Origin of the sequence: Salinibacter pepae (assembly GCF_947077775.1) — a bacterium.
Classification (GTDB): Bacteria; Bacteroidota; Rhodothermia; order Rhodothermales; family Salinibacteraceae; genus Salinibacter; species Salinibacter pepae.
Window position 1 is genome coordinate 1146509 of the sequence record NZ_CAMTTE010000001.1, and the last position, 23127, is coordinate 1169635.

General features: G+C 67.1%; 18 protein-coding genes. 11 read left to right on the plus strand and 7 right to left on the minus strand.

Going from position 1 to position 23127, the window contains the following annotated elements:
* Nucleotides 1–43: 43 nt before the first annotated feature.
* Nucleotides 44–1792, minus strand: coding sequence for a single-stranded-DNA-specific exonuclease RecJ (gene recJ / locus OJA40_RS04820; protein ID WP_263810045.1), 1749 nt, complete (start codon nucleotides 1790–1792; stop codon nucleotides 44–46).
* Between the two features lie 582 nt (nucleotides 1793–2374).
* Between recJ and rho the strand changes: the two genes are divergently transcribed.
* From rho to OJA40_RS04835, 3 genes are all read left to right on the plus strand, one after another.
* Nucleotides 2375–3781, plus strand: a complete 1407-nt coding sequence (rho, locus tag OJA40_RS04825) for a transcription termination factor Rho (protein ID WP_263810046.1) — start codon at nucleotides 2375–2377, stop codon at nucleotides 3779–3781.
* A gap of 88 nt (nucleotides 3782–3869) precedes the next feature.
* Nucleotides 3870–7112: a S41 family peptidase gene (locus OJA40_RS04830; protein ID WP_263810047.1), complete on the plus strand. Its 3243-nt coding sequence runs from the start codon at nucleotides 3870–3872 to the stop codon at nucleotides 7110–7112.
* 178 nt (nucleotides 7113–7290) lie between these two features.
* Entirely contained in the window at nucleotides 7291–8037 is a 747-nt protein-coding gene (locus tag OJA40_RS04835) for a TIGR01548 family HAD-type hydrolase (RefSeq protein WP_208425930.1), read from the plus strand.
* Between the two features lie 104 nt (nucleotides 8038–8141).
* Here OJA40_RS04835 and OJA40_RS04840 read toward each other — a convergent pair whose 3' ends face one another.
* A complete protein-coding gene (locus OJA40_RS04840) occupies nucleotides 8142–8687 on the minus strand; it encodes an OmpA family protein (RefSeq protein ID WP_208425931.1) in 546 nt (181 codons plus the stop codon).
* A gap of 155 nt (nucleotides 8688–8842) precedes the next feature.
* On the minus strand, nucleotides 8843–9541 hold the full coding sequence (locus OJA40_RS04845; protein ID WP_263810048.1) for an NUDIX hydrolase: 699 nt from the start codon (nucleotides 9539–9541) through the stop codon (nucleotides 8843–8845).
* A gap of 544 nt (nucleotides 9542–10085) precedes the next feature.
* Here OJA40_RS04845 and OJA40_RS04850 point away from each other — a divergent pair.
* The gene (locus OJA40_RS04850; protein WP_263810049.1) at nucleotides 10086–11864 is read left to right on the plus strand and encodes a SulP family inorganic anion transporter; all 1779 of its coding nucleotides are present in this window, start codon (nucleotides 10086–10088) and stop codon (nucleotides 11862–11864) included.
* Nucleotides 11865–11905: 41 nt separating this feature from the next.
* On the opposite strand, the gene OJA40_RS04855 is transcribed toward OJA40_RS04850, so the two are convergent.
* The gene (locus OJA40_RS04855) at nucleotides 11906–12577 is read right to left on the minus strand and encodes a DUF2459 domain-containing protein (RefSeq protein WP_118829220.1); all 672 of its coding nucleotides are present in this window, start codon (nucleotides 12575–12577) and stop codon (nucleotides 11906–11908) included.
* A 187-nt stretch (nucleotides 12578–12764) separates the two neighbouring features.
* Between OJA40_RS04855 and OJA40_RS04860 the strand changes: the two genes are divergently transcribed.
* The gene (locus OJA40_RS04860; RefSeq protein WP_263809346.1) at nucleotides 12765–13259 is read left to right on the plus strand and encodes a DinB family protein; all 495 of its coding nucleotides are present in this window, start codon (nucleotides 12765–12767) and stop codon (nucleotides 13257–13259) included.
* 10 nt (nucleotides 13260–13269) lie between these two features.
* Here OJA40_RS04860 and OJA40_RS04865 read toward each other — a convergent pair whose 3' ends face one another.
* Complete coding sequence (locus OJA40_RS04865; RefSeq protein ID WP_208425933.1) at nucleotides 13270–13554, minus strand: polyhydroxyalkanoic acid system family protein; 285 nt, start codon at nucleotides 13552–13554, stop codon at nucleotides 13270–13272.
* Nucleotides 13555–13735: 181 nt separating this feature from the next.
* Here OJA40_RS04865 and OJA40_RS04870 point away from each other — a divergent pair, with 181 nt between their 5' ends.
* On the plus strand, nucleotides 13736–16279 hold the full coding sequence (locus OJA40_RS04870) for a M14 metallopeptidase family protein (RefSeq protein WP_263809345.1): 2544 nt from the start codon (nucleotides 13736–13738) through the stop codon (nucleotides 16277–16279).
* Between the two features lie 75 nt (nucleotides 16280–16354).
* On the opposite strand, the gene OJA40_RS04875 is transcribed toward OJA40_RS04870, so the two are convergent.
* Nucleotides 16355–16633, minus strand: coding sequence for an Lrp/AsnC family transcriptional regulator (locus OJA40_RS04875; protein ID WP_103016613.1), 279 nt, complete (start codon nucleotides 16631–16633; stop codon nucleotides 16355–16357).
* 107 nt (nucleotides 16634–16740) lie between these two features.
* Between OJA40_RS04875 and OJA40_RS04880 the strand changes: the two genes are divergently transcribed.
* A complete protein-coding gene (locus tag OJA40_RS04880) occupies nucleotides 16741–17037 on the plus strand; it encodes a GIY-YIG nuclease family protein (RefSeq protein WP_208425935.1) in 297 nt (98 codons plus the stop codon).
* A 41-nt stretch (nucleotides 17038–17078) separates the two neighbouring features.
* Here the strand turns inward: OJA40_RS04880 and OJA40_RS04885 are convergent, their stop codons facing one another.
* Nucleotides 17079–18665 carry an acyl-CoA carboxylase subunit beta gene (locus OJA40_RS04885; RefSeq protein ID WP_263809344.1) on the minus strand — a complete coding sequence of 529 codons (1587 nt, stop codon included), beginning with the start codon at nucleotides 18663–18665 and terminating at the stop codon, nucleotides 17079–17081.
* A gap of 432 nt (nucleotides 18666–19097) precedes the next feature.
* Between OJA40_RS04885 and OJA40_RS04890 the strand changes: the two genes are divergently transcribed.
* The 4 genes from OJA40_RS04890 (at nucleotide 19098) to OJA40_RS04905 (ending at nucleotide 23122) form a co-directional block, all read left to right on the plus strand.
* Entirely contained in the window at nucleotides 19098–20072 is a 975-nt protein-coding gene (locus OJA40_RS04890; protein WP_263810050.1) for a CHRD domain-containing protein, read from the plus strand.
* A 257-nt stretch (nucleotides 20073–20329) separates the two neighbouring features.
* Nucleotides 20330–21037 (plus strand): fasciclin domain-containing protein, encoded by a 708-nt coding sequence (locus OJA40_RS04895; protein WP_263808644.1) that lies wholly within the window; start codon nucleotides 20330–20332, stop codon nucleotides 21035–21037.
* Nucleotides 21038–21380: 343 nt separating this feature from the next.
* Entirely contained in the window at nucleotides 21381–22031 is a 651-nt protein-coding gene (locus OJA40_RS04900; RefSeq protein ID WP_208425938.1) for an RNA polymerase sigma factor, read from the plus strand.
* Nucleotides 22032–22105: 74 nt separating this feature from the next.
* Entirely contained in the window at nucleotides 22106–23122 is a 1017-nt protein-coding gene (locus tag OJA40_RS04905; RefSeq protein WP_263808643.1) for a FecR family protein, read from the plus strand.
* Nucleotides 23123–23127: the final 5 nt, after the last annotated feature.

Here is a 23127-nt window from a genome sequence, read left to right on the forward strand (position 1 = left end):
GGGCGCCCTCCCTGTCGCTCTTTGATCGCGCCCCGGCGCCCGCTCACGCCTCGTCCAGGCGCACGTCTCGTGCCTTCAGCTGCAGGGTCGTGCGGCCGTTCCAGGTGTTCTCCTCCAGGGAAAAGAGCAGCTCTACGGGCGTCCCGGTGTCCTGACTCTCCCGGAGCACCGACAGCTTCTCGCCCATCCCGAACCCGATCGCGTCGTACGTCCCGCCGGCCGAGCCCCCTCGCTGCCGCACCTCAAACTTGAGGTGCGAATCGTCGCTCCCCACCGTGCGGGCGGAGACCACGGCCAGGTCCTCGGCGTGAAAGACGGGCGTCGGGTTGGCGGGCCCGAACGGGCCGAACTGCTTGAGCACCGCCCAGAAGCGGTCCGCGACCGATCCGATCGTATCGAGGTCGACCGGCGCGTCCACCTTGATCGACGGGGTGAGCAGCTCCGGCGTCACCCGCTCGCCCACGGCGTCGTCGAAGCGATCGCGGAAGGCGTCGATGTCGTCGGCCGCCAGCGACATGCCGGCCGCGTGGTCGTGTCCCCCAAACTGCGTGAGCACGTCTTCGCAGTCCGCGAGGGCCTCGTAGATGTTGATGCCCTCGATGGAGCGGGCCGAGCCCTTGACCGCCTCCCCGTTGTGGGTTAGCAGAATGGTCGGCTTGTGGAAGCGCTCGACGATGCTGCTGGCCACAATGCCGATCACGCCGAGGTGCCAGTCCGGGTCGTACAGCACCAGCGCGTGCGGGCTGCGAGACGTGATCTGGCGCTCCGCCCGTTCGATCGCCTCCTCCTCGATGGTGTCGTCGATGCGGCGCCGCTCGCGGTTCAGCTGTTCCAGCTCGTCGGCGTGGGGCTCGGCCTCCTCGTCGCTCCGGGCGAGGAGCAGCTCGACCGCCGAGGAGGCGTGCTCCATGCGTCCCGCGGCGTTGATGCGGGGGCCGAGGGTGAAGACGATGTTGCCGGTGGAGGTGACGGTCTGTAGATCGAGGTCGGCGGCGTCCGCCAGGGCCTGGACGCCCGGGCGCGTGCTCTGCTGCAGGGCCTCCAGCCCCTCGGCCATCAGGACCCGGTTTTCGCCGTAGAGCGGAACGATGTCGCTCGCCGTAGAGAGGGCCAGAAGGTCGAGGTACTCGTAGGCCGCGTCGGGGGCCGCGTCGCGGTGCGCGAGGACCGCCTGGACGAGCTTGAAGGCCAGCCCGCACCCGGGCAGCTCCTCGAACGGGTAGTCGTCGTCCGGCCGCTTCGGATCAAGCACGGCCAGTGCCTCCGGCAGCGTCTCCTTCGGCGTGTGGTGGTCCGCAATGATGAGGTCGAGCCCCAATTCCTGGGCGTAGGCCGCCTCCTCGTGGGCCGTGATGCCACAGTCGAGGGCGACGACCAGCGAGGCGCCGCGCTCGGCCGCCGCGTCGAGGCCCCGCCGGCAGAGCCCGTACCCGTCCTCGTATCGGTCCGGGATAAAGAAGGACACGTCCACGCCCCGGTCGCGGAGAAAGTCTACGAAGAGCGCCGTGCCCGTCGTCCCGTCCACGTCGTAGTCGCCGTACACCAGCACGGACGCCCCGTCGTCGATGGCGTCGGACAGGCGGGCCGCCGCCGCATCCATCCCCGCCATCCCAAACGGGTCGTGCAGGGCCGAGCGGTCGGCCCGGAAGAAGTGCTTCGCTTCCTCAAGGGTTGTGACCTCGCGCAGGGCGAGGGCACGGGCGAGGGGCGCGGGCAGGTCGTTGAGCTCGCGCTGCAGACGAGGCACCACGTCGGGCTCGTCGAGGGCACGCGGGGTCCATCGGTAGGTCATCAACAGCAGGTTAAAGTGGCCGAACAAGACGCGTAACGGGGTTGGAATATATAAGACACACCAGAGCCCCCGTTGTAACGCGACGGACTGATTCCTCTTAAAAACAAGCGGACATGGAGAAATGGTGACATTTGGCGCTCAGCCCCGGACGACGGTCAGCACGCATGGCCCCCTTCGCCCGTCCCGGACGGCCCGCGACGCACCTCTCATTCTCCCGTCCCAGGCCTCATGCTCCCGTGAACCAACTGGGGAACCCGCCCGTAGCAGCGAGTCCGATTTGCCGCACGTACCGCCTTGAGCAGGCCTCTTCTGCCTTCCGGGGCCGCGGCCGCATCGCGTTGAACGGACAGGCGTCCCACTTCCTGTCCGAGCACTGACGGTCCGGATCGTCTGTTTCACACCGGGCCCAACTGATTTATCTTCCTCGCCACCATGCCCCTCCCTTACGACGGCCCCTGCCATTGCCGCCCTTGCAAGCGCCCGACTCGTCGCGCTGTTCTCTCCCCCGGCAGGTCGTTTTCACCTCGGTCCCTTCGATAACCCATCGGGCCCGAGCGGCCCTTTTGACCCGTGAGCAACTCAATGAAAATCTCCACCCTGCAGGACAAGAAGCTCGATGAACTCCGCGAGATCGCGCGGGAGCTGGACCTCACCGGCTACTCCGACCTGCGAAAACAAGACCTCATCTACCGCATCCTCGAGGCGCAGGCCGAGGGGGCCGCGTCGGGGGAGGAGCCCGACCTCAACGAGACGGATCCGTCTTCTACGCCGGACAACGACGCCGGGGAGGCCGACCACACGTCCGCCGACGCGTCCCAGACCCGGGGCTCCGGGAAGCCGGACTACATGCGCCGATACGACCCCAACCAGACGGAGCTCCGGGGCATGATCAAGAAGGCCGGTGTGCTCGAGGTGCTCCCGGACGGCTACGGCTTTCTCCGCTCCGACGAGTACAGCTACCAGTCGAGCCCCGACGACATTTACGTCTCGCCGTCTCAGATCAAGCGCTTCGGCCTGCAGGAGGGCGACACGGTGGAGGGCCGCGTGCGTCCCCCGAAGGAAGGCGAAAAGTTCTTCGCCCTCATTCAGGTCGCGTCGATCAACGGCTGCGACCCGGGCGAGCTCGGCGAACGGGCCGACTTCGAGTTTCTAACCCCAATTTTCCCCGATGAGCGCTTTACGCTCGAGGTGGAAGCGGACAGCTACGGCCCGCGTATTCTCGACCTGTTCGCCCCGATCGGGAAGGGGCAGCGCGGCCTCATCGTCTCGCCCCCCAAGGCGGGCAAGACGGTGCTCCTGCAGAAGATCGCCCACGGCATCGCGACGAACCACCCCGACACCCACCTCTTGACCCTCCTCATCGACGAGCGTCCGGAGGAGGTCACCGACATGGACCGGACCGTGGAAGGGGAGGTCGTCGCCTCCACCTTCGACGAGGAGCCGGAGCGCCACGTGGAGGTGGCGGACACGGTGCTTCTGAAGGTGCGTCGCCTCGTGGAATCGGGGCAGGACGTGTGCGTGCTGCTCGACTCGATTACACGCCTGGCGCGGGCCCACAACGCCGTGACGCCGGAGAAGGGGCGCACGCTGTCCGGCGGCATCGAGGCCGGGGCGCTGCGCGGCCCGAAACGGTTCTTCGGCGCGGCCCGAAACGTCGAGGAGAGCGGGTCCCTCACCATCATCGGCACCGCCCTCATCGACACGGGCAGCCGCATGGACCAGGTCATCTTCGAGGAGTTTAAGGGCACCGGCAACATGGAGCTCGTCCTGGACCGCGAGATGGCCGACCGGCGCCTCTACCCGGCCATCGACCTCATTCTGTCCGGCACCCGTCGGGAGGAGGAACTGCTGCCCAAGCCGATGCTGAAGCGCGTCTGGGTCATGCGCAAAATTCTGGCCGACATGGAGCCGATCGAGGCCATGGAATTCCTGCTCGACAAGATGAAGGACACAGCGGACAACGAGGAGTTCCTGGAGATGATGAATTAGAAATTCTGTTCGGCCGCCTCTTTCTTACCGAACGGAGTTCTTCCCGATTCTGCGCGTCGTTCCGTTTCCAGCCCCCTTCTACGCCCCCATGCGAGCCGCCCTGCGCACCCTTGGACTCTCGCTTCTCTGGCTTCTCTTCGTCGTCGTGCCGACCTCGGCCCAGGACGCCGATCCGTTCGTGCGCCACCCGGCCGTGCACCCGGACGGCGACCGGATCGCCTTTTCCTATCAGGGGGACCTCTGGACCGTCCCCGTCGACGGCGGGGCGCCCGAGCGCCTCACGATCCATGAGGCCTACGAGGGGGAGCCCCGTTGGGGCCCCGACGGCGACCGGATCGCCTTCACGAGCGACCGCTTCGGCAACGACGACCTGTACGTGATGGACGCCGCCGGCAGCACGCCGACGCGCCTCACGCACCACTCCACGGGCGACGCCATCGGCGGCTGGACGCCGGACGGCCGGCTCTTGTTCACCACTCGCCGCACGTACGCCCAGGCCGAGTGGTCGGACGAGATCTACGCGGTGGACGGGAGCGGCGGCACCCCGGACCGGCGGCTCGACGCCGTGGGCAGCGCGCCGCGCATGTCGCCCGACGGCCGCTTCATCGCCTTCGAGCGCGGGTACAACGACATCACCAAGAAGGGCTACGAGGGCCCTGCCGACCGCAACGTATGGGTCTACGACACCGAAAACGACACGTACACGCAGGTGACCACCTATGCGGGCAACGACCACACGCCGGTCTGGACCGGCCCGCGCACGCTGCTGTACGTGAGCGAGCAGAGCGGCACCTACAACGTTCACCGGCTCGCCCTCACCGACCAGGGCGCGGCCGACGGGGCGCCCGAGGCCGTCACCACGTTCGACGACCACGACGTGCGGAGCCTCAGCGCGAGCCAGGACGGGTCGGTCGTCGCCGTCCAGCGGCAGACCGACGTCTACCTGATTGAAAACGGCGGCGAGCCGCGCCCGCTGGACGTTGCCGTTCCGGCCGACTACCGGTTCGACCCCACCGAAAAGATGCAGATGACCGACGGCCTCCGCGACTACGCCGTCTCGCCCGACGGCGAACAGGTGGCCCTCGTGCTCCGCGGAGAGATCTTCCTGATGCAGAACGAACCGGAGGAGCCCCGCACCACGCGCCTCACCGACCACACCCACCGCGATCGGGGCGTGGCCTGGATGAGCGACTCCACCCTCGTCTTTTCCTCGGACCGGGGGGGGAATCAGTACGACCTCTACATGCTCGCGTCCGCCGACCCCGAGCACCCGGGCGACCTGTACGACGCCCTGCAGCACCGCGTGACCCAGCTTACGGACACGCCGGAGGATGAGCGGGTGCTGGCCATGGATCCCGACCGCTCGCACGTCGCCCTCCGGCGGGGCGCCATGACGCCCTACGGGGCCGGCCAGCTCCTCACGGCCGCCGTGGCGGACGGGACGATCGAGGACGCGACCGTGCTCGCAGAGGGCTGGAACGCCCCCACCGACGTGGCCTGGAGCCCCGACGGCGACTGGCTCGCCTATAGCCGGAACAACCTCAACTTCAACGCCGACGTCTACGTCCACGCCGCCGACGGCTCCACCGGCCCGGTCAACGTAAGCCAGCATCCCAAGAGCGACGCCGAACCGGTGTGGAGCCCCGACGGCTCGAAGCTGGGCTTCGTCTCCGACCGCAGCGGCAACGACGCGGACATCTGGTTCGTGTGGCTGGAGGAGGAGGACTGGGAGAGGACACAGCGCGACTGGGAGGCACTTGAAGACGAGGACGAGTCCGGTGCGGAACGCCCCGAGGACGACGCGCCCCCCGAGGTGAACATCGACCTCGCAAACATCCACGACCGCCTCGAGCGCGTCACGGCCCTGCCCGGGGGCGAGGGCGATCCCGTCATCGCCGCGGACGGCGACACCTTCTACTTCGTGGGCGGCCGGGACGCCGGCCCGGCCGACTACAATTCCGAGGTCGACCTCTACCGCATCCAGTGGGACGGCTCCGAGCGGACGCGCGTCACGGAGCGCGACGTCGGCCCCTCCGACGTCCGCCTCTCGCCGGACGACTCCCAGATCCTCTTCACCCACTCCGGCGGCCGGCTGGCCCGCGTGCCCGTCGCGCAGAACGAGCTGGAGCGCCTCTCCTTCACCGCCTCGATGACGGTGGACCACGAGGCGGAACGGACCCAGATCTTCGACGAGGTGGGCCGGGCCCTGAACCAGGGCTTCTACGACCCCGACTTCCACGGCGACGACTGGGACGCACTGCTCGAAGAATACCGGCCGCGCGCCCTGGAGGCCTCCACCGCCCAGGACTTTCAGGCCGTCGTCAACCGCATGCTCGGTGAGCTCAACGCCAGCCACATGGGGTATTACGCCGGCGACCGGGCCGAGACGCAGGACGAGCGCACCGGCCGCCTCGGCGTGGAGCTTGATCCGGTCGAGGCCGGCGTGGAGGTGCAACGGGTGGTGCCCCGTTCCCCCGCCGACCGGGAGGTCAGCACGCTTCGGGAGGGGGACGTGATTACCACCGTGGACGGACAGTCCGTGGCGGAGGCCAATAACTTTTACGGGCTGCTGGAAGGGACCGTCGAGGAGAAAATCCTCCTGGGCGTCACGAGCCCCGACGGGGAGACGCGCACGGTGCGCATCCGCCCCACCGGGAGCCTCGACGATGCACTGTACCGCGAGTGGGTGGAGGACCGCAAGGCACTCGTCGACGAGTATTCCGACGGGCGCCTCGGCTACGTCCACGTGGAGGGGATGAACTGGGAGAGCTTCGAGCACTTCGAGCGGGAGCTGTACGCCAGCGGCCACGACAAAGAGGGGCTCATCATCGACGTGCGCTACAACGGCGGCGGCTGGACGACCGACTACCTCATGACGGTGCTCAACGTGCGCCGGCACGCCTACACCGTGCCCCGCGGCGCCACGGACAACCTCGACCAGAACCACGAGCAGTTCCGCGGGCACTATCCGTTTGGCGAGCGCCTCCCCTACGCGGCCTGGACGAAGCCGGTGGCCGCCCTCGCCAACGAAAACAGCTACTCCAACGCCGAGATTTTCTCCCACGCCTTCAAGAACCTCGACCACGGCACGCTCGTGGGGCAGCCCACCTTCGGGGCCGTCATCTCGACCGGCGGGGCGGGCCTGCTCGACGGCTCCTACGTGCGCATGCCCTTCCGGGCGTGGTATGTCTACCAGACCGACAAGAACATGGAGCACGGCCCCGCCCGGCCCGACATTCAGGTCGAAAACCCGCCGGGCATCAAGGCGGAGGGCGAGGACCCCCAGCTGCGCCGCTCCGTGGAGGCCCTCCTGAACGAGAACAGCGAGTAGGCAGGCGGGCCCTCCCCTTTTCCCGGACGGATTTTTCCTGCTGGACGCCACGTCCCTGGGCGAGACGGCCTCCGGGCCGTGACGCCCGCCCCGATGGGCAACTCCGGAACCGAACGGCCAGCGTGCTGTGTAGAAAAATTGGTCGCAATTGCCTTACCCACACCCACACCCCCGCTCCATGCCCGAGAACGTAGACCTCAATGCGTTGCTGTTCGACATGGATGGCGTCCTGGTGGACGTCTCCCGCTCGTACCGGCGCGCGATCGAGGAGACCGTCGAGCACTTCACCGGCCGCCAGATCGGTGAGAATGCCATCCAGCGGTACAAAAACTACGGCGGCTTCGAGGACGACTGGAAGCTGACCCACGCCATCGTCACCGACACGGCGATGGAGGTCCCCATCAGCCGCGTGATCGACGAGTTTCAGGACCGCTATCGCGGCGACAATTGGGACGGCTTTATCACAGAAGAGCCCCCGCTGATCGACGATCAGACCCTCGACCGGCTCAATCAGAGCCACATCTTGGGCATCGTCACCGGACGGCCCGAGGAGGAGGCCCAGTGGACCCTCGACCACCAGAACTGGACGGACTACTTTCCCCTTCTCGTGGGCAAAGAGAAGCAGGGCGACCGGGCAAAGCCCAATCCCTTCCCCCTCGAACACTCCCTCACCATGCTGGCCGCCGCCGGCTGCCCCATCGATCCGGAAGAGGCAGTCTACGTCGGCGACTCGGTCGACGACATGGACGCGGCCCAGAAGGCCGGCATGTGGCGCATCGGGGTCGTCCCCCCGTACGTGGAGACCGACGAGCACAAGCCGTTGTTGGAGGAGCACGGGGCGCACGTCGTCATCGACGACCTCAACACCCTGCCCGATGTCTTGGCCACCCTGGGCGAGCGCACGCCCGCCCGGTCGACGCGGTAGGCCCTGCCACGTTCCCGGGGCTCAGGCCCGCACAGATGCGGCAGACCGGGGATGCCCCGGGTCTGCCGTTTTTTGGTGCCCGCAGCCATACAGGCCTGGAGCGGCTACGGGCCGTCCTCCACGACAATCTCCACCCGGCGGTCTTCGCGGCGTCGCTCCGGCGTCTCGTCCGGCCCCACCGTCGTCCGCGGCCCGAACGCCTCGATCTCGAGGCTCGCCGTCCGGATGTCGTGGGTCGTGTCGAGGTAGTGGGCCACCGCCGCGGCCCGCTGGGCCGATAGGTACCAGTTGCTCGGGTACGTGTCCTGAAGACTGGGCCCGATGGGCACGGGGTCGGTGTACCCCTGTATGCGAAAGTCCGCGTTCGGGGACTCGTCCTTGATCGTGGCGGCGTGCTCGTCGAGCCGCCGGCGCCCGCGGTCCGGAATCCAGGCGCTGCCCGAGGGGAAATAGATCGGCGGTTGGAGCGGGGTGCCCGCCTCCCGGGCCCGCAACGAATCACGAAGCGCCTGCACCTGACGGGTCAGGTTCTGGTTGGCCGTCCGGAAGGAGTCGATCCGTCCCTGCAGCGCCGGCGGCCTGGTGTCCTGGTTGCCCTGCTGGCACCCCACGAGAACGACCGCCGAAAGAAGCCCGAACAAGAAGCGCATGGCCCCGACGAGACATTGGGCATAGAATGATGAGGGGTCTCTAAAGTCCCCACTGGGCAACTCGAATGCAACATGCGACACGGCCACCGCCGTGCAGTCAGCCTCCGGATCGTGTGGGTCCGCCCGCGGCCTGCCCGTCGGAGGGGCCGCGCGGACTACGTTCCCAACGCCGCACGGACCGTTCCCTCAACCCGGTCCATGTGTTGCCGGAGCGTGTCGTAGCCCATGTGCGCCCGGGCCACCGCCCATCGGCCCCGCGTCACCCGTCGGATGCCCTCGCGCCGGTCCGGCTCAAAGGCGCGCTCCGGCGTCCGCATCAGGTACCAGTGCGTCGTCTTTACGGCGTAGCGCGTCCCGTCCGGATAGCCGTGCTGGGTGGTGCCGAGCCCGCGGACGACGCGAAGGCTTTTGACCCCCACCTCCTCCTGCACCTCGCGCCGGGCACAGGCCTCGATGGACTCGCCGGGGTCTTGCGTCCCCTTCGGCAGGTCCCACACGCCGCGCCGAAAGATCACCAGCAGCGCCACGTCGTTCGGCAGCGGGCAGCTCACATAGCCGCCGCCGGCGGCCACCGGTGCAGGGGGACGATAGGGGGCGACGTTGCGGAGGGCAGCCGGCGGCACGAACGGCACGCGCACCGCGGCCGCCGTCTCCGCACTGGGGGCGGGAAGCGCCTGCGGGTCCACCACGAGCACGGGATCCGTGCCATCGGGCACCGCCCCCAGGGTTTTCCACACCCGTACGCCCCCGTCGGACGGAAAGAGCCCACGCTCCGCCACGGCAGACACCGGGGCGTCGGGGGTCGAGACGGACGCAAACAGGAGCATGTACACGACACACAGTGAACGAGCCATCGTGCCGTGCCCGCCGCCCGGCCCCTCTGGTGTAGTTTCAAGCAATCCCTTTTGCACTGAGGTCATCCTGAGCGTAGCGAAGCGGAGTCGAAGGATCTCTCCAAATCCGGCGGAAACGCTGAATTCGAAGAGATTCTTCGGTCGCCTGTTGGCTCCCTCAGAATGACGAGCCCTCTACGAAGCACAAGGAATCCCTTGATCGTGCACTAGGGTCGTGTGTACGTGCCTTCGGGGGTACGGGACCGCGGGCCAATTCGGCAGTACGTAGACGCATGCCGTAGGGCCTTGTTTGGCCCCGGACACGAATTCCGCTGCCCTTTCCGCCCCAATTCCCCCACGAACACGAGGGAGCGTCCTCTGGGGCCCGGTAGGCATGCGGTTTGCTTGGTCAGGGGATTGCATTCTTGTATTCACTTCACAATCGGCCCGGATCAACAGCCGCTGCGCCTCTTTCCGGTGGTCTGCATTCGTCCCGGTTCTCAGCCGGGCCCGTCCGGCTGCACTCGTTTCCCTCCGAGACTAGGTCGCCCGCAAGGCGCACACCATGTGGCATCAAGCCTGGGCGTGGCTTCGCGATACGCTTCCGCTGCTTCAGTGGCTCCCGGACTATACGACGGAGGCCCTGCGCGGGGACGCGACGGCGGGGCTCACGGTGGGCGTCATGCTCATCCCGCAGGGCATGGCCTACGCCGTCATCGCGGGGGTCCCGCCGATCTACGGGCTGTATGCCGGCCTCGTGCCGCTGCTCGTCTACCCGCTGATCGGGAGCTCGCGGCACCTTGCGCTCGGGCCCGTGTCGATCGACATGCTGATCATCGCGGCGGGCGTGGGGGCGATCGCCCAGGCCGGGACGGAGCGCTACGTGGCCCTCGCCATTCTGCTCACCGCGATGGTGGGGCTGCTGCAGATGGCGATGGGGGCCATGAAGCTCGGGTTTGTGGCCAACCTGTTGTCCCGACCGGTCATCGCCGGCCTCACGACGGCCGCCTCGTTCATTATCGCCATCAGCCAGATTGGAAGCCTGCTCGGGGTGGAGCTGGGGCGCTCCCAGTACATTCACGTGTTGCTCATTGAGGCCGTTCAGAATGCGGGCAACACCCACCTGCTCACACTGGGCATCGGAACCGCAAGCATCGTGCTGCTCATGGGCCTCCCCCGCTGGCTTCCCAAGGTCCCTGAGGCCCTGATCGTGGTCGTCGCCGGCACGCTCGCCGGGTGGGGCTTTGGGCTTCGGGAGAAGGGCGTCTCGGTCGTCGGGTCCATTCCGCAGGGCCTCCCCGCTCCCGAACTGTGGGCGCTCAGCTTCTCGGACCTCAACACGCTCCTGCCGGCGGCCATTACCCTCGCGCTCGTGCAGTTTATGAAGGACATTTCGCTGGACCGCATCTTTGCGGCCCGGCACGGCTACACGATCGACGCCAACCGGGAGCTCATCGGGGTCGGGGCCGGCAACTTCTTCGGCAGCCTGTTCCAGAGCATTCCCGCGTCGGGCAGCTTCTCCCGGTCGGCCGTGAACGAGCAGTCGGGCGCCCGGACGGCCCTCGCCAACGTCTTTGCGGCCGGGGTGATCGCGCTCACCCTGCTCTTCCTCACACCGCTGTTCTACCACCTCCCCACGCCGGTGCTCGCGGCCATCATTATCGTCTCGGGCTTCGGGCTGTTCGACCTGCGGGAGCTGCGCAGCCTGTTCAAGGCGCGGCGGCGGGACGGATACATCGCCCTCTTTACGGCGGGCTGCACCCTTTTTATCGGGATTCAGGAGGGCATTCTGCTCGGCATCGGCACGTCCGTCGTCGCCATGCTCTACCGCATCAGCCGCCCCAACGTGGCCGAGCTCGGGCACGTCCCGGGCACTCGCCTCTTCCGCGACCTGGACCGGTTCGAGCAGGCCGCCCGCCTGCGGGACATCATGGTGCTGCGGGTGGACGCGGCCTTCTCGTTCGCGAACGCCGAGTACTTCAAGGACTTCATTCTGGAGAAAAGCGAGCGCGAAGGACGCCCCGTGAAGGTCGTGATCGTGGACGGGAGCAGCATCAACGGCCTCGACACGACGGCCATCGATGCCCTGTTTTCGGTCACCGAGTCGCTGGAGGAGGAGGGCATCGAGCTCCACCTGACTGGGCTCATTGGCCCGGTGCGCGAGGTGGTGCGGCGCTCGGGGCTGCACGCCCTGCTCGGCGAGAACAAGTTTCACCTCGATCCGCACCAGGCCGTCGTGAGCGTGCTGGAGCGCTGGGACGCCGCGGAGGGGACCGACCGCGTCACGCACTACTTCAACATGGCGGACTCGGAGGAGACGGAGGCCACGCCCGCGGCGTCGTAGCACGCGCAGTGATCGCGGTGGGCACGAGGCCTCGCCTGGTCCTACCCCTCCCCCTGAACGAGCGTCCCGCACGCCTTCGCCCTGGAGATGACCTGCCCGACGGTGAAGGCCCAGCGCGGGGATGCGTCGCACCCGGCCGCTTCGAGCGCCGCCGCGGCCCAGTGGTTGCAGTTGTTGAAGACGTGGTACGGGAGCGGCGACGCGTAGAACCGACTGTCGGCGTAGTATCCCGGCGCCGCCGTGGGCACTCGTCCCGTGGAGTCGACGGCGAACGACGCCGCCACGAACGTAGTGAAGGCGTCCAGCTCGGCGGGCGATACTGGCACCCGGACGACGGTCCGCGCCGGAAACCGGTCGGGCACGGGCCGGTCGATGGGCACGACGTGCACCACGCTGCCCGTGGGCCAGGCGCCGGCCCGGAGCGCCCCCCACACGCCCCGCGACGCGCCGGGGTAGTACTGCGCCTCCCCCCAGCCCACCTCCACGTACTGCGCGTCGGCGACATCGTCCAGGACGGGCCACCGGCCGGCGGGCACATCGGCGCGGCGGACGGCGATGCCGGCGTGCCAGCCGTGCTGCACGACATAGATGACACCCGTGCTGTCGGGCCCTCCCCCCGCCGAGACGGACCGCCGCGGCAGGTGACAGCGGGCCGCCAGCACGACGAGCCAGACGGCCCCCGCGCCGAGGAGAAGACTGCGCCACCACTGCATGTGCCCGGACACGCGAGGGGAAAAGAACAGCGAGGGCCTCCTTCAATCAGCGACGCCGTTCTCAAGGTCCAAAATATTTTCCAAGGCATTCCGCCAAGGCGTCGCCCCCCATCCTGCATTCGCGCCGCCCAGTGGCTATGCTGAGGCTGTACGACGTTCCTGAAATCAGCGAGCAGTTTCCCACCTCATGGATTCGAACGCCGCCCTCCGCTCCCACCTCACGGACCTCCTCACCGCCCGACAGGCCCACTGCACGTTCGCGGACGCCGTGGCCCACACGCCCACGGAGCGTCGCGGCGACCGTCCCGAATCCCTGCCGTACTCGGTGTGGGAGCTCGCCGAGCACATCCGGCGCGCCCAGCGCGACATTCTCGACTACTGCCGCGCGCCGGACTATCAGGCGCGCGACTGGCCCCACGACTACTGGCCCGATGCGCCGGCCCCCTCCACCCCCACAGCGTGGGACGCGTCCGTGGCCCAGGTGCAGGCGGACCAGGAGGCCCTGTGCGATCTCGTCACCGACGAGACGATCGACCTCTACGAGACGGTCCCGTCCAGCGACGAGCACACGTACCTCCGAGAGGTCATGCTCGTGGCCGACCACACCGCCTACCACGTCGGACAGATTGTGGCCGTACGCCGCGAGCTCGGCCTCTGGCCCCCGAGCGGGGACGCCGAATGACCGGCGGCCCCTACGCCTGCGACTGCAGGGACTGGTCCAGGTAGTCCTCGGCCTCCGCCTGGACCCGACTGCGCATCGGCTGCAGGAAGGCACTGAGGTTGATGGCAACGTGCACCGCGTCGGCCTCCACCTCAATGTGGCCGTCGGCCCCCTGCCCGCTGAACTGCAGCGTGTCGCCCGTCCACTCGGCGTCGACCCCGAGCTCCGTTTCGAGCTTGTCGGCGACGCGCCCGACGGCCGCGCGGCCGTCGTCGCGCCCCAGAGAATGCGAGCGGGTGATGTCGATGTCGGCCATTGTCGGGGATGTTTTTCGAGGAGTTGGATTCGAAAAAACGATACGGGGAGCCACGGGGTCCGTTCGCTCCGCCTGCGACTCGTTCGTGTCCGTCCCCCTTGTCCGTCCCCCTTGTAAGTGCCCTGCCGTCGTCGTTTGTTGTGGGGGCGCACCGCCCGTTCTTCTTATCGCTCCCCCCACCATGCGCCCTGCCGTTCGCCCCCGCCTCGGCCTCGCGGTTTGTGCCCTTCTGGTTCTCCCCGTCACGGCCCTGGCCCAGCCGTCGGACGCCCTGCAGTCCCCTGCCACCTTCCTGGGCTACGCGCTCGGGGAGCAGTTTACGCCGCACCACCGGGTCGTGGACTACGTGCGGCACGTGGCCGAGCACTCGCCCCGGGTGGCCCACCGCCGGTACGGGACGTCGGTGGAGGGCCGTCCCCTCCTTCTCGCCACTGTGACCGCCCCCGAGAACCACGACCGCATCGAGACGCTTCGTCGGGACAACCGGAGGCGCGCCGGGCTGGCCGACGGCCCCCCTCAGGCCGAGCCCACCGCCGTCGTCTGGCTCAGCTACGGGGTGCACGGCAACGAGTCCGTCTCCACCGAGGCGGCGCTCCGCACCCTCTACGCCCTCGGCAATCCCCAAAACGAGCGGACGGGCACCTGGCTCGGCAACACGGTGGTGTTGCTTGATCCGCTCCTGAATCCGGACGGCCGCGCCCGGTACGTGCAGTGGTACAAGCGCATGACCGGGGACCAGCCCAACGCCCGTCCCGCCGCCCGGGAGCACCACGAGCCCTGGCCCGGCGGCCGCACGAACCACTACTACTTCGACCTCAACCGCGACTGGGCCTGGGGCACGCAACCGGAGACGCGCCACCGGCTCGACGCCTACCACCGCTGGATGCCGCACGTGCACGTCGACTTCCACGAGATGGGCGTGAACGAGCCGTACTACTTCGCCCCCGGCGCCGCCCCCTACCACGAAAACCTGACCGAGTGGCAGCGCGACTTTCAGTTTACCATCGGCCGCAACCACGCCGACTACTTCGACGAGAACGGCTGGCTCTACTTCACCGAGGAGGTCTTCGACCTGTTCTATCCCGGCTACGGCGACACGTGGCCCCTCTTCAACGGCGCCATCGGCATGACCTACGAGCAGGGCGGCTCCGGCCGGGCCGGGCGCGCCATTGTGACCGCCGAGGGCGATACGCTCACGCTGCTCGACCGCCTCCGCCGCCACCACACCACCGGCCTCTCCACCGTGGAGGCCACGGCCGAGCACCACGAGCGGGTGGTCCAGCAGTTTGCGGACTACTACGCGTCGGCCCAGGAGGCCCCGCCCGGCGAGTACCGGACCTACGTCGTGCGACGGGACGCGCAGGGGCACCGGCTCGCGGCCCTCGCCGACCACCTCGACCGACAACGCATCCGCTACGGCTACGTCACGGACCCGCAAACGGTGCGCGGGCGCAGCTACCGCCGCGGCGAGACCGAGCAGGCGCGTCTCCAGGAGGGCGACCTCCTCGTGAATGCGGCCCAGCCGAAGGCCCGCCTCGCGAAAGTGCTCCTGGAACCGACGACCACCATCGTCGACTCCCTGACGTACGACATCACCGCCTGGAGCCTGCCGTACGCCTACGGCCTGGAGGCCCTCGCGCTTCCGGAGTCGATTGCCCCCGACACCAACGCCGCCCCGGCCTCGCCCGCGTCGATGACCGGCGACACGGACGCCCCCTACGCCTACGTCACCCCCTGGACGAGCCGGGCCGACGCCCGCTTCGCGGCGGCGCTGCTCGACGAGGGCCTTCGCCTCCGGTTCGCCACGGAGTCGTTCACGGTGGACGATCGTTCCTTCGAACCAGGCGCCCTCATCCTCACCCGTGCCGGAAATACGAACCGGACCGGCCGCTTCGACGCGGCGGTGCGCCGGCTGGCCGAGGCCCACGACCAGTCGCTCCACGGCGCCTCGACCGGGTTTACCGCACAGGGGCCGGACTTCGGGTCCGACAACGTCGGGTTCGTGGAGGCCCCGCACGTGGCCGCCCTCTCGGGCGCCCCCACGAGCCCGTCCCGCGCTGGGGAGGTGTGGCACTTCTTCGACCGGCAGCTCGACTATCCCGTCACGCTCCTGCCGGCCGACGACTTTGAGGCCTCGATGCTGGACAACGTGGACGTGCTGGTGCTCCCGGACGGGCGGTACGGCGAGTGGTTCACCGACGCGCGGGCGGAGGCCCTCACGGGCTGGGTGCGGCAGGGTGGGCGCCTCATCGCCATGGGCGCCGCCACCGACGCCCTCGCGGACCAGGGCGCGTACGCCCTCACCCGAAAAACGGCCGACGCCACGGACGCGGCCGGGGACGACGCGCTCACGTCCTACGACGCCCAGACGCGGCGGCGCCTGTCCGGCGCCACCCCCGGCAGCATTCATCGCGTGCGGCTGGACGACTCCCATCCGCTCGGGTTCGGCCTTGAGCCTCCGTACTTCACGCTCAAGCGCAACGACGACGCGTTCGCGTACCTCGATTCCGGCCACACCGTGGGCGCCCTTGAGGCCCCGGCTCCCGTCGACGGCTTCATGGGCCACGAGGCGCAGCGGGCCATTGACGACACGTTCCTCTTCGGCACGCAGCCACTCGGGGACGGCCAGGTGACCTACTTCGTCGACAACCCCCTCTTCCGGGGCTTCTGGTACAACGGGCAGATGCTCTTCGCCAACGCCGTCTTCTTCGTGGGAAACGGGTAAGAGGTAAGAGGGGGATGGGGAGTCGACGATCCCGATTCCTCCCCGCGCCCTCTCCCCCATTCGCCCATTTCCAAATTAGTCCATCCCGACCCCGAACATGTTTTCCAGGTCGTGGCTGGAGTGCACGCGGAAGCCGATGAGCGTCTCGGTGTCGGTGATGCCCTCCACCTGACGAATCTCGTTCGTCACGAGGTCGGCGAGCGCCTCGTTCTCGGCGACGCGCAACATGGCGACGAGGTCGACGCGCCCCGCCACGGAATGGACCTCCGTGATGCCGTCGAGGGCCGCGAGCGCGTCGGCCACCTCGTTGACTTTGCCGCGCTTGGTGTCGAGCAGAACGATTGCGGTGACCATGTTGCGTCGGAGCTTTGTGGAGGAGGTGACACTAGATTTACACGGCCAACATACATCAGAATTCCTGGACGACCAAACGCGCCCCCCCAAGATCATAGTTCGCTCCCATGTCCCCTTTGTCCTCGACGAATGAAGCGTCCGCCGGCGGGCACTACGTGTACGTCATCGAGTGCAGCGACGGCACCTACTACACCGGCTACACGACGGACGTGGAGCGGCGGGTGGACGAACACAACGACGGCACCGCGGCCAAGTACACCCGCGGACGACGACCAGTGACGCTCGTGCACGTCGAGTCGTACGACAGCCAGTCCGCCGCCATGCAGCGGGAGTACGCGATCAAGCAGTTGCGGCGGGCCGCGAAAGAGGAGCTCGTACAAACGGATGCGAACCCGGCCCCCTGATCCCTCTGGACCAGGGGGGACAATGCCAGCCGCACTGCTTGTTACAGCGGCATGTTGCCGTGCTTCTTGCGCGGGTTGTTGACCACCTTGTTCTCCAGCATGTCGAACCCGCGGACGAGGCGCTCGCGGGTCTCACTGGGCTTGATGACGTCGTCGACGTAGCCGTACTCCGCCGCCACGTAGGGGGTGGCGAAGCGGCCGCGGTACTGCTCCACGAAGTCGTCCTTTGCCGCCTCCGCGTCGTCCGCATCGTCCAGCTCGTCGCGGTAGATGATCTCGACGGCGCTCTTCGGCCCCATCACGGCCACTTCGGCGGTGGGCCAGGCAAAGTTGAGGTCGCCGCCGATGTGCTTCGAGTTCATTACGTCGTAGGCCCCGCCGTACGCCTTGCGCGTGATGACGGTGATGCGGGGGACGGTGGCCTCGCAGAAGGCGTAGAGCAGCTTCGCCCCGTGCTTGATGATGCCGTTCCACTCCTGGTCGGTGCCGGGAAGAAAGCCGGGCACGTCCTCCATCACGAGCAGCGGCACGTTGAAGGCGTCGCAGGTGCGGACGAAGCGGGCGCCCTTGATCGAGGCGTCGATGTCGAGCGTCCCGGCCAGCACGGCGGGCTGGTTGGCCACGATGCCCACCGGCCGCCCCCCGATGCGGGAGAAGCCCGTGATCAGGTTCTCGCCAAAGTCGGGCTGGATCTCAAAAAAGTCGTCCGCGTCCACGAGGTGCCGGATCACATCGCGCATGTCGTAGGGCTGGTTCGGGTCCTCCGGCACCAGCGCGTCCAGTGCGTCCCCGTCGTGCGCATTCTCCACCTCCTCGCGCGGCACCCGTGGGGGGTCCTCCTCGCAGTTCTGCGGGAGGTAGCTCATGAGTGTGCGGATGCGGCGGAGGCAGTCCACGTCGTTGCTGCAGGTGAGGTGGCTCACGCCGCTCTTGGTGGCGTGGGTGCGCGCCCCGCCCAGATCGTTCGCCGTTACCTCCTCCTGCGTGACCGTCTTCACCACGTTCGGCCCCGTCACGAACATGTAGCTGGAGTCCTCCACCATGAGGGTGAAGTCGGTAATCGCCGGGCTGTAGACCGCCCCCCCAGCGCACGGCCCCATGATGGCCGAGATCTGCGGGACGACGCCCGAGGCCTCCGTGTTGAGCTTGAAGATGTCCGCGTAGCCCCCGAGGCTCTTCACGCCCTCTTGGATGCGCGCGCCGCCGGAGTCGTTGAGGCCGATGACGGGCGCGCCGTTTTCGAGCGCCTTCTCCATCACGTTGACGATCTTGTCTGCGTGCGCCCGGCCCAGCGAGCCGCCGTAGACGGTGAAGTCCTGGCTGAAGACGTAGACGAGGCGGCCGTGGATGGTGCCGTAGCCGGTGACCACCCCGTCGCCGGCGGGCCGGTTCTCGTCGAGGCCAAAGTTGGTCTCCTGGTGACGCACGAACGTGCCCAGTTCCTCGAACGAGTCGTCGTCGAGCAAGATGTCGAGCCGCTCGCGGGCCGTCAGCTTGTCCTTCTCGTGCTGGCGCTCGATGCGCGCCTCCCCGCCCCCCTTGGCGGCCTCCTCGCGGCGGCGCTCCAGGTCTTCGTAGCGGGCGTCACCGGAGGACGAGTCGGCGGGGGCGTCGTCGGGGGCATTCATATGAGGGGGGAGGGTCATGCAAGAGAGTTGGGGCAGGGAATTGCTCCATGAAGGTAGGTGGTAGCACGGGATTCGTCAACGCAAGACCGAACGGACGCATTGGCCAACGACCGACGGAAAAAGACTTGGTCGGTCCTCCTATTACGCTCCTGTTTCATTCTCCGATGGGTATTGGTTGTCTCCTCCGTGTCGTGGGGCTGCAAACAGAAGGTTGGCCTATGTGCAGCCCTTTGACCGACACGAATCCCGCCACCATGTGATTCACCCTCCCTCAATCTGTTCTTCCAGAGAACCGGTGGACGATCGGTCTCTGGATGGCACTGCTGGTCTTCGGGCCCGTCCTCGTAGGCTGCAACAGCGAAGGCTCCGGGATGGAGGAGCCTCTTAACACTTTAACCCATGTTCTTTCGGATACACACCAAGTTTAGTCTCATGGACGTCTTCCGTACTTCCACCCTCCCAATCCTCTGCCTTCTTCCACTGGCCCTCGGGGTGCTGGTCGGCTGTGACAGCAGCGATTCGGGGATGAATGCAGATCAGCCTCTCCGCCAAGTGAGCTACGACCTGTCGGCCAACTCCAACGACGGGGCGCTCTCCAACGGCGTGGGCGCCACGGCCACGTTTCGGGAACTCGGCCCCAACCAGACGCTCGTCACGCTTGAACTCGACGGTGGGATCACAGACACGGACGTCTCGCATCCCGCGCACATCCACAGCGGCGCTGCCGGATCAGGGGGCAACATTGCGATTTACCTTAGTCCGATTGACGGCACTGGTGGAGGCGGCACGAGCGCCCGGGTCGTGGACCGCCCCTACGACGATTTGACGAGCTTCGACGGGTACATCAACATCCACGAGAGCGCTGCGAACCTCGGCAATGTCGTCGCGCAGGGCAACATTGGGGCCAACGCCGACGGCCAGACTAGCGAAGGCCTCAACGTAGTGGACAACCCTCAATCAAAGACGTACTCACTGTCCGCCAACTCAAACGGTGGCAGCGTCGCTCCGGACGGCATTCCGGGCCAAGTTACGTTTAACGAGGTGACCAACGGAATGACAATCGTCACCTGGAAGCTCGATGTCGACGGTGACGGGCAGTACGAGGACGATGCAACGGGAGCGAGCGTATCCCACCCGGCGCACATCCACAACGGCGCCGCCGGATCGGGAGGGGGCATCGAAATCTACCTCAGCCCTGTTGACGGCACCGACTCTGCGGCTCGGAGCAGCAAGCTCGTCGACCGCTCTTACGACAATCTGACGAGCTTCGACGGCTACGTTAACGTTCACCAGAGTGCCGCGAAGCTTGGCAATGTCGTCGCCCAAGGCAACATCGGCGCCAATGCCAGTGGCGGCGACGGGAGCGGCGGGGGCGGCGGTGGAGGTGGGGGCGGCGGCGGATACTAAGGGATGCTAATACCAAGGGATAACAGTGCATCCCCGCCTGGCATCATGTACCACACGAACCGGCAAAGGGACCGTCCGACTACGTGTCGGGGGGGCCCTTTGCCTGCTCGTGTTTCTACCCCGTGCGTCCTCTCGGACCGACGGGCCTGCTTCCGATCACTTTCGTTACTGCATTCCTGTGTCACTGCATTCCTGCGTCCAATGGACGACGAACCCGCAATTCTCAATAATCCAGGTTGTCAGTAACGACAACGACCTTGGCACCCTCGCCTCCGCGCTCCAGGCCGCGGGATCTCGCCGAAATCCTTGGCAATGAGAATGCCACCTTTACGGTCTTTGCCCCGGCCAATCCGGCGTTCGACAACGTCGACGTGGAAAGCCTGACCAACAACCCGGACCTTCTTCGGGACCTCTTGAACTTCCACGTCGTGCAGGGGGAGGTGCTCACCGCCAGCGACCTGGAGGGGCGCGAGAGCGTCACGACCGTTGAGGGCCAGAAGCTCCAAATCGGATCTGAGAATGGCACACTCGGGGCTGGACTCTCGCTGGTCAATAACCCGACGACGAACACGAAAGAGCTGACCGCCCAGTCCAACAACGGCGCCTTTTCGAACGGCGTGCCCGGTCAGTTGCAGCTTCTGGAGCTCACAGCCGATCAGACCCTCGTCACTGTCCGGCTCGACCCGGATGGCGACGGCGATTTTGAGGATGGACCGACGCAGGGATCGCTTCAGGAGGCCACCGTTTCCCACCCGGCCCACATCTACGGCTCAGGGGGAGCCATTCAGGCGTACCTGAGCCCGGTGGACGGGTCCGATCCCGCGGCGCGAGGCAGCCAAATTGTGCCGAACGACGCTTTCAACAGCGACGGCATCTACGTGAACGTGCACGGGAGTGCCGCCAACCTGCAGAACATCGTCTCTCAGGGTGACGTGGGCTCCAGCGGGGGAAGCGGCGGCTACTAAAGGCGCTTTCACGTACATTGACCAATGTTCCACGGGCCTTCTTCTCCTTCAAGGAGAAGACCCCCATCGACCTGTGGCCACGCCGGATCTCCTCCCTCACGTAGGGGGTGAGATCCGGCGTTTTTTATGATCGAAGCTCACGGAGTGGGAGGAGAATCGGCGTCTTGGTGTGCTCTCGTCTACGAAGAGAAGTCTTGTTACATTATTTTCATTGCTGTGGGTGGTTGTAATTAAGATCGTACGGGTCTAACGAATGCTTATAGACGTGCTTATTGGGTCGGACGATTTGTGATCGACGAGTTCCTCTCGGTGGTTCTTCATCCATTGCTGTTTCGCCCTTCCGATGACGATGCCTCCCTCCTCGTCTGAGGATTCGACGCCCCGGCCCGGCGCTGCGCCGCGGGCGGGTGCTTCGCCCCCGGAAGACGACGAGCTCTCCTTCGACGTCTTGCGGAACCGTCTTGGGACGGGTGACGAGGCGGCCTTCGAGCGCATTTTTCGGCGGCTCTCCGAACCGGTCTTTCGCTTCGTGTGCGGCATGGTGCAGGATGAGGCTCTCGCCCACGACATCACGCAGGACACATTTGCGAAGCTCTGGTCGATTCGCGACCGGATGGACACGGTCGACTCGCTTCGGGCCTACGTTTTCCAGATGGCCCGAAATCGCGTGTACAACCATCAGCGCGACGAGGCGGTACGCCGCGATAATGAGCAGGACGTGCGGGACGCCCATCCCGATGCCTCCCCGCCCGCTCCGGACGAGACCCTCGACGCCGATCTGCTTCGGTCCCTGCTCGAACGATGGATCGCAGAACTGCCCGACCGGCAGCGTGAGGCATTGACGCTGCGCCGGCAGAAGGACCTCAGTCACGACGAGATCGCCGAGATCATGGACGTGTCGCCAAACACGGTCAACAACCACATCGTCCGGGCCATGCGTACCCTGCGCGAGCGTCTTGGTGAATACCGTCCAGATGTACGGTCCGAGCCGTGACTCCGCGCTCTGAACGAGAGACGGACGCAGACGTCACTATTTGCCCCTTGATGGCTTCCCGATCGCCCATGGATATGCCCTCGCTTTCTTCCCATTCTGACGACCCGGCCGACGGTGGCGACGAGAAGCAGGACGATGAACGCATCTGGCGCCTCCTACAGCGCACCGACGATGAGCGGGCCGATGCGTACAACGTAGATGAGGAATGGGACCAGCTTGCCGGCCGCCTCGACCTCAACGCTGCCGACGCGGAGGGGGGGCCCTCCGACACGTCCTCCCCGTCGCGCCGGGCCCACGACCGCCCCGCTCGGGCTCCGGGCTCCGCAGCCGGTTGGCGCCCGCGCCGGACGCAGGTCCTAACGGTCGCGGCGCTCGTGCTCTGTCTCGTCGGGGGCGGTGCCCTGTGGTGGAGCCAGCCGGCCTCCGTAACCGCGGCGGCCGGGGAGCGCACCTCCGTCGCCCTGCCGGACGGCTCGACCGTCGAGTTGAACGGCGGCACGACGATCGAATATGCGCGGGGCTTCTCCACGCTTCCACTGGTAGAGGCCTCCGCCCGCGAGGTTCGGCTGGAAGGGGAGGCCTTCTTCTCCGTTGTGGACGGGGACCGGCCCTTCCGGGTCGAGACTCCAAACGCCCAGGTGGAGGTGCTCGGGACCGAATTTCACGTTCATGCCCGTCCGCAGGACGACACACCGGAGACCCGCGTGGCCGTTGCCAGCGGCGAAGTACGGGTCGCGGGAACCTCCTCGGAGACCGGAGCGGTCGTGCTCGATGAGCGCGGCGAGGCGAGCCGAGTGTCCGGGCGGAACGCCCCCCCGAGCGCCCCGACCCCCACCGACCTCAAGTACGTGCAGGCCTGGCGGACCGGCGGCTTCGGACTGGCGGAGGCGTCGCTCCCGGCCATTTTGCGCGAGTTGGAGCTCCGCTTCGGCGTGTCGCTCCGCCTTAGGGTGCCTGCGGCCAAGACCGACACGATGACGCTCCACTACGCCCGAGATGCTCGCCTGGAGGACGTGCTCCGCGACGTTTGCATCGTACAGGGCCTCACCTACCGCGAGACGAGCCAGGGATACGAGCTGGTTCGGGACTGAGTAGC

What these genes read in the sequence shown, in the direction of transcription:
- recJ (WP_263810045.1), bottom strand. Translation starts at nt 1,792, where the DNA reads ATGACCTACCGATGGACCCCGCGTGCCCTCGACGAGCCCGACGTGGTG.
- rho (WP_263810046.1), top strand. Translation starts at nt 2,375, where the DNA reads ATGAAAATCTCCACCCTGCAGGACAAGAAGCTCGATGAACTCCGCGAG.
- OJA40_RS04830 (WP_263810047.1), top strand. Translation starts at nt 3,870, where the DNA reads ATGCGAGCCGCCCTGCGCACCCTTGGACTCTCGCTTCTCTGGCTTCTC.
- OJA40_RS04835 (WP_208425930.1), top strand. Translation starts at nt 7,291, where the DNA reads ATGCCCGAGAACGTAGACCTCAATGCGTTGCTGTTCGACATGGATGGC.
- OJA40_RS04840 (WP_208425931.1), bottom strand. Translation starts at nt 8,687, where the DNA reads ATGCGCTTCTTGTTCGGGCTTCTTTCGGCGGTCGTTCTCGTGGGGTGC.
- OJA40_RS04845 (WP_263810048.1), bottom strand. Translation starts at nt 9,541, where the DNA reads ATGGCTCGTTCACTGTGTGTCGTGTACATGCTCCTGTTTGCGTCCGTC.
- OJA40_RS04850 (WP_263810049.1), top strand. Translation starts at nt 10,086, where the DNA reads ATGTGGCATCAAGCCTGGGCGTGGCTTCGCGATACGCTTCCGCTGCTT.
- OJA40_RS04855 (WP_118829220.1), bottom strand. Translation starts at nt 12,577, where the DNA reads ATGCAGTGGTGGCGCAGTCTTCTCCTCGGCGCGGGGGCCGTCTGGCTC.
- OJA40_RS04860 (WP_263809346.1), top strand. Translation starts at nt 12,765, where the DNA reads ATGGATTCGAACGCCGCCCTCCGCTCCCACCTCACGGACCTCCTCACC.
- OJA40_RS04865 (WP_208425933.1), bottom strand. Translation starts at nt 13,554, where the DNA reads ATGGCCGACATCGACATCACCCGCTCGCATTCTCTGGGGCGCGACGAC.
- OJA40_RS04870 (WP_263809345.1), top strand. Translation starts at nt 13,736, where the DNA reads ATGCGCCCTGCCGTTCGCCCCCGCCTCGGCCTCGCGGTTTGTGCCCTT.
- OJA40_RS04875 (WP_103016613.1), bottom strand. Translation starts at nt 16,633, where the DNA reads ATGGTCACCGCAATCGTTCTGCTCGACACCAAGCGCGGCAAAGTCAAC.
- OJA40_RS04880 (WP_208425935.1), top strand. Translation starts at nt 16,741, where the DNA reads ATGTCCCCTTTGTCCTCGACGAATGAAGCGTCCGCCGGCGGGCACTAC.
- OJA40_RS04885 (WP_263809344.1), bottom strand. Translation starts at nt 18,665, where the DNA reads ATGAATGCCCCCGACGACGCCCCCGCCGACTCGTCCTCCGGTGACGCC.
- OJA40_RS04890 (WP_263810050.1), top strand. Translation starts at nt 19,098, where the DNA reads ATGGACGTCTTCCGTACTTCCACCCTCCCAATCCTCTGCCTTCTTCCA.
- OJA40_RS04900 (WP_208425938.1), top strand. Translation starts at nt 21,381, where the DNA reads ATGACGATGCCTCCCTCCTCGTCTGAGGATTCGACGCCCCGGCCCGGC.
- OJA40_RS04905 (WP_263808643.1), top strand. Translation starts at nt 22,106, where the DNA reads ATGCCCTCGCTTTCTTCCCATTCTGACGACCCGGCCGACGGTGGCGAC.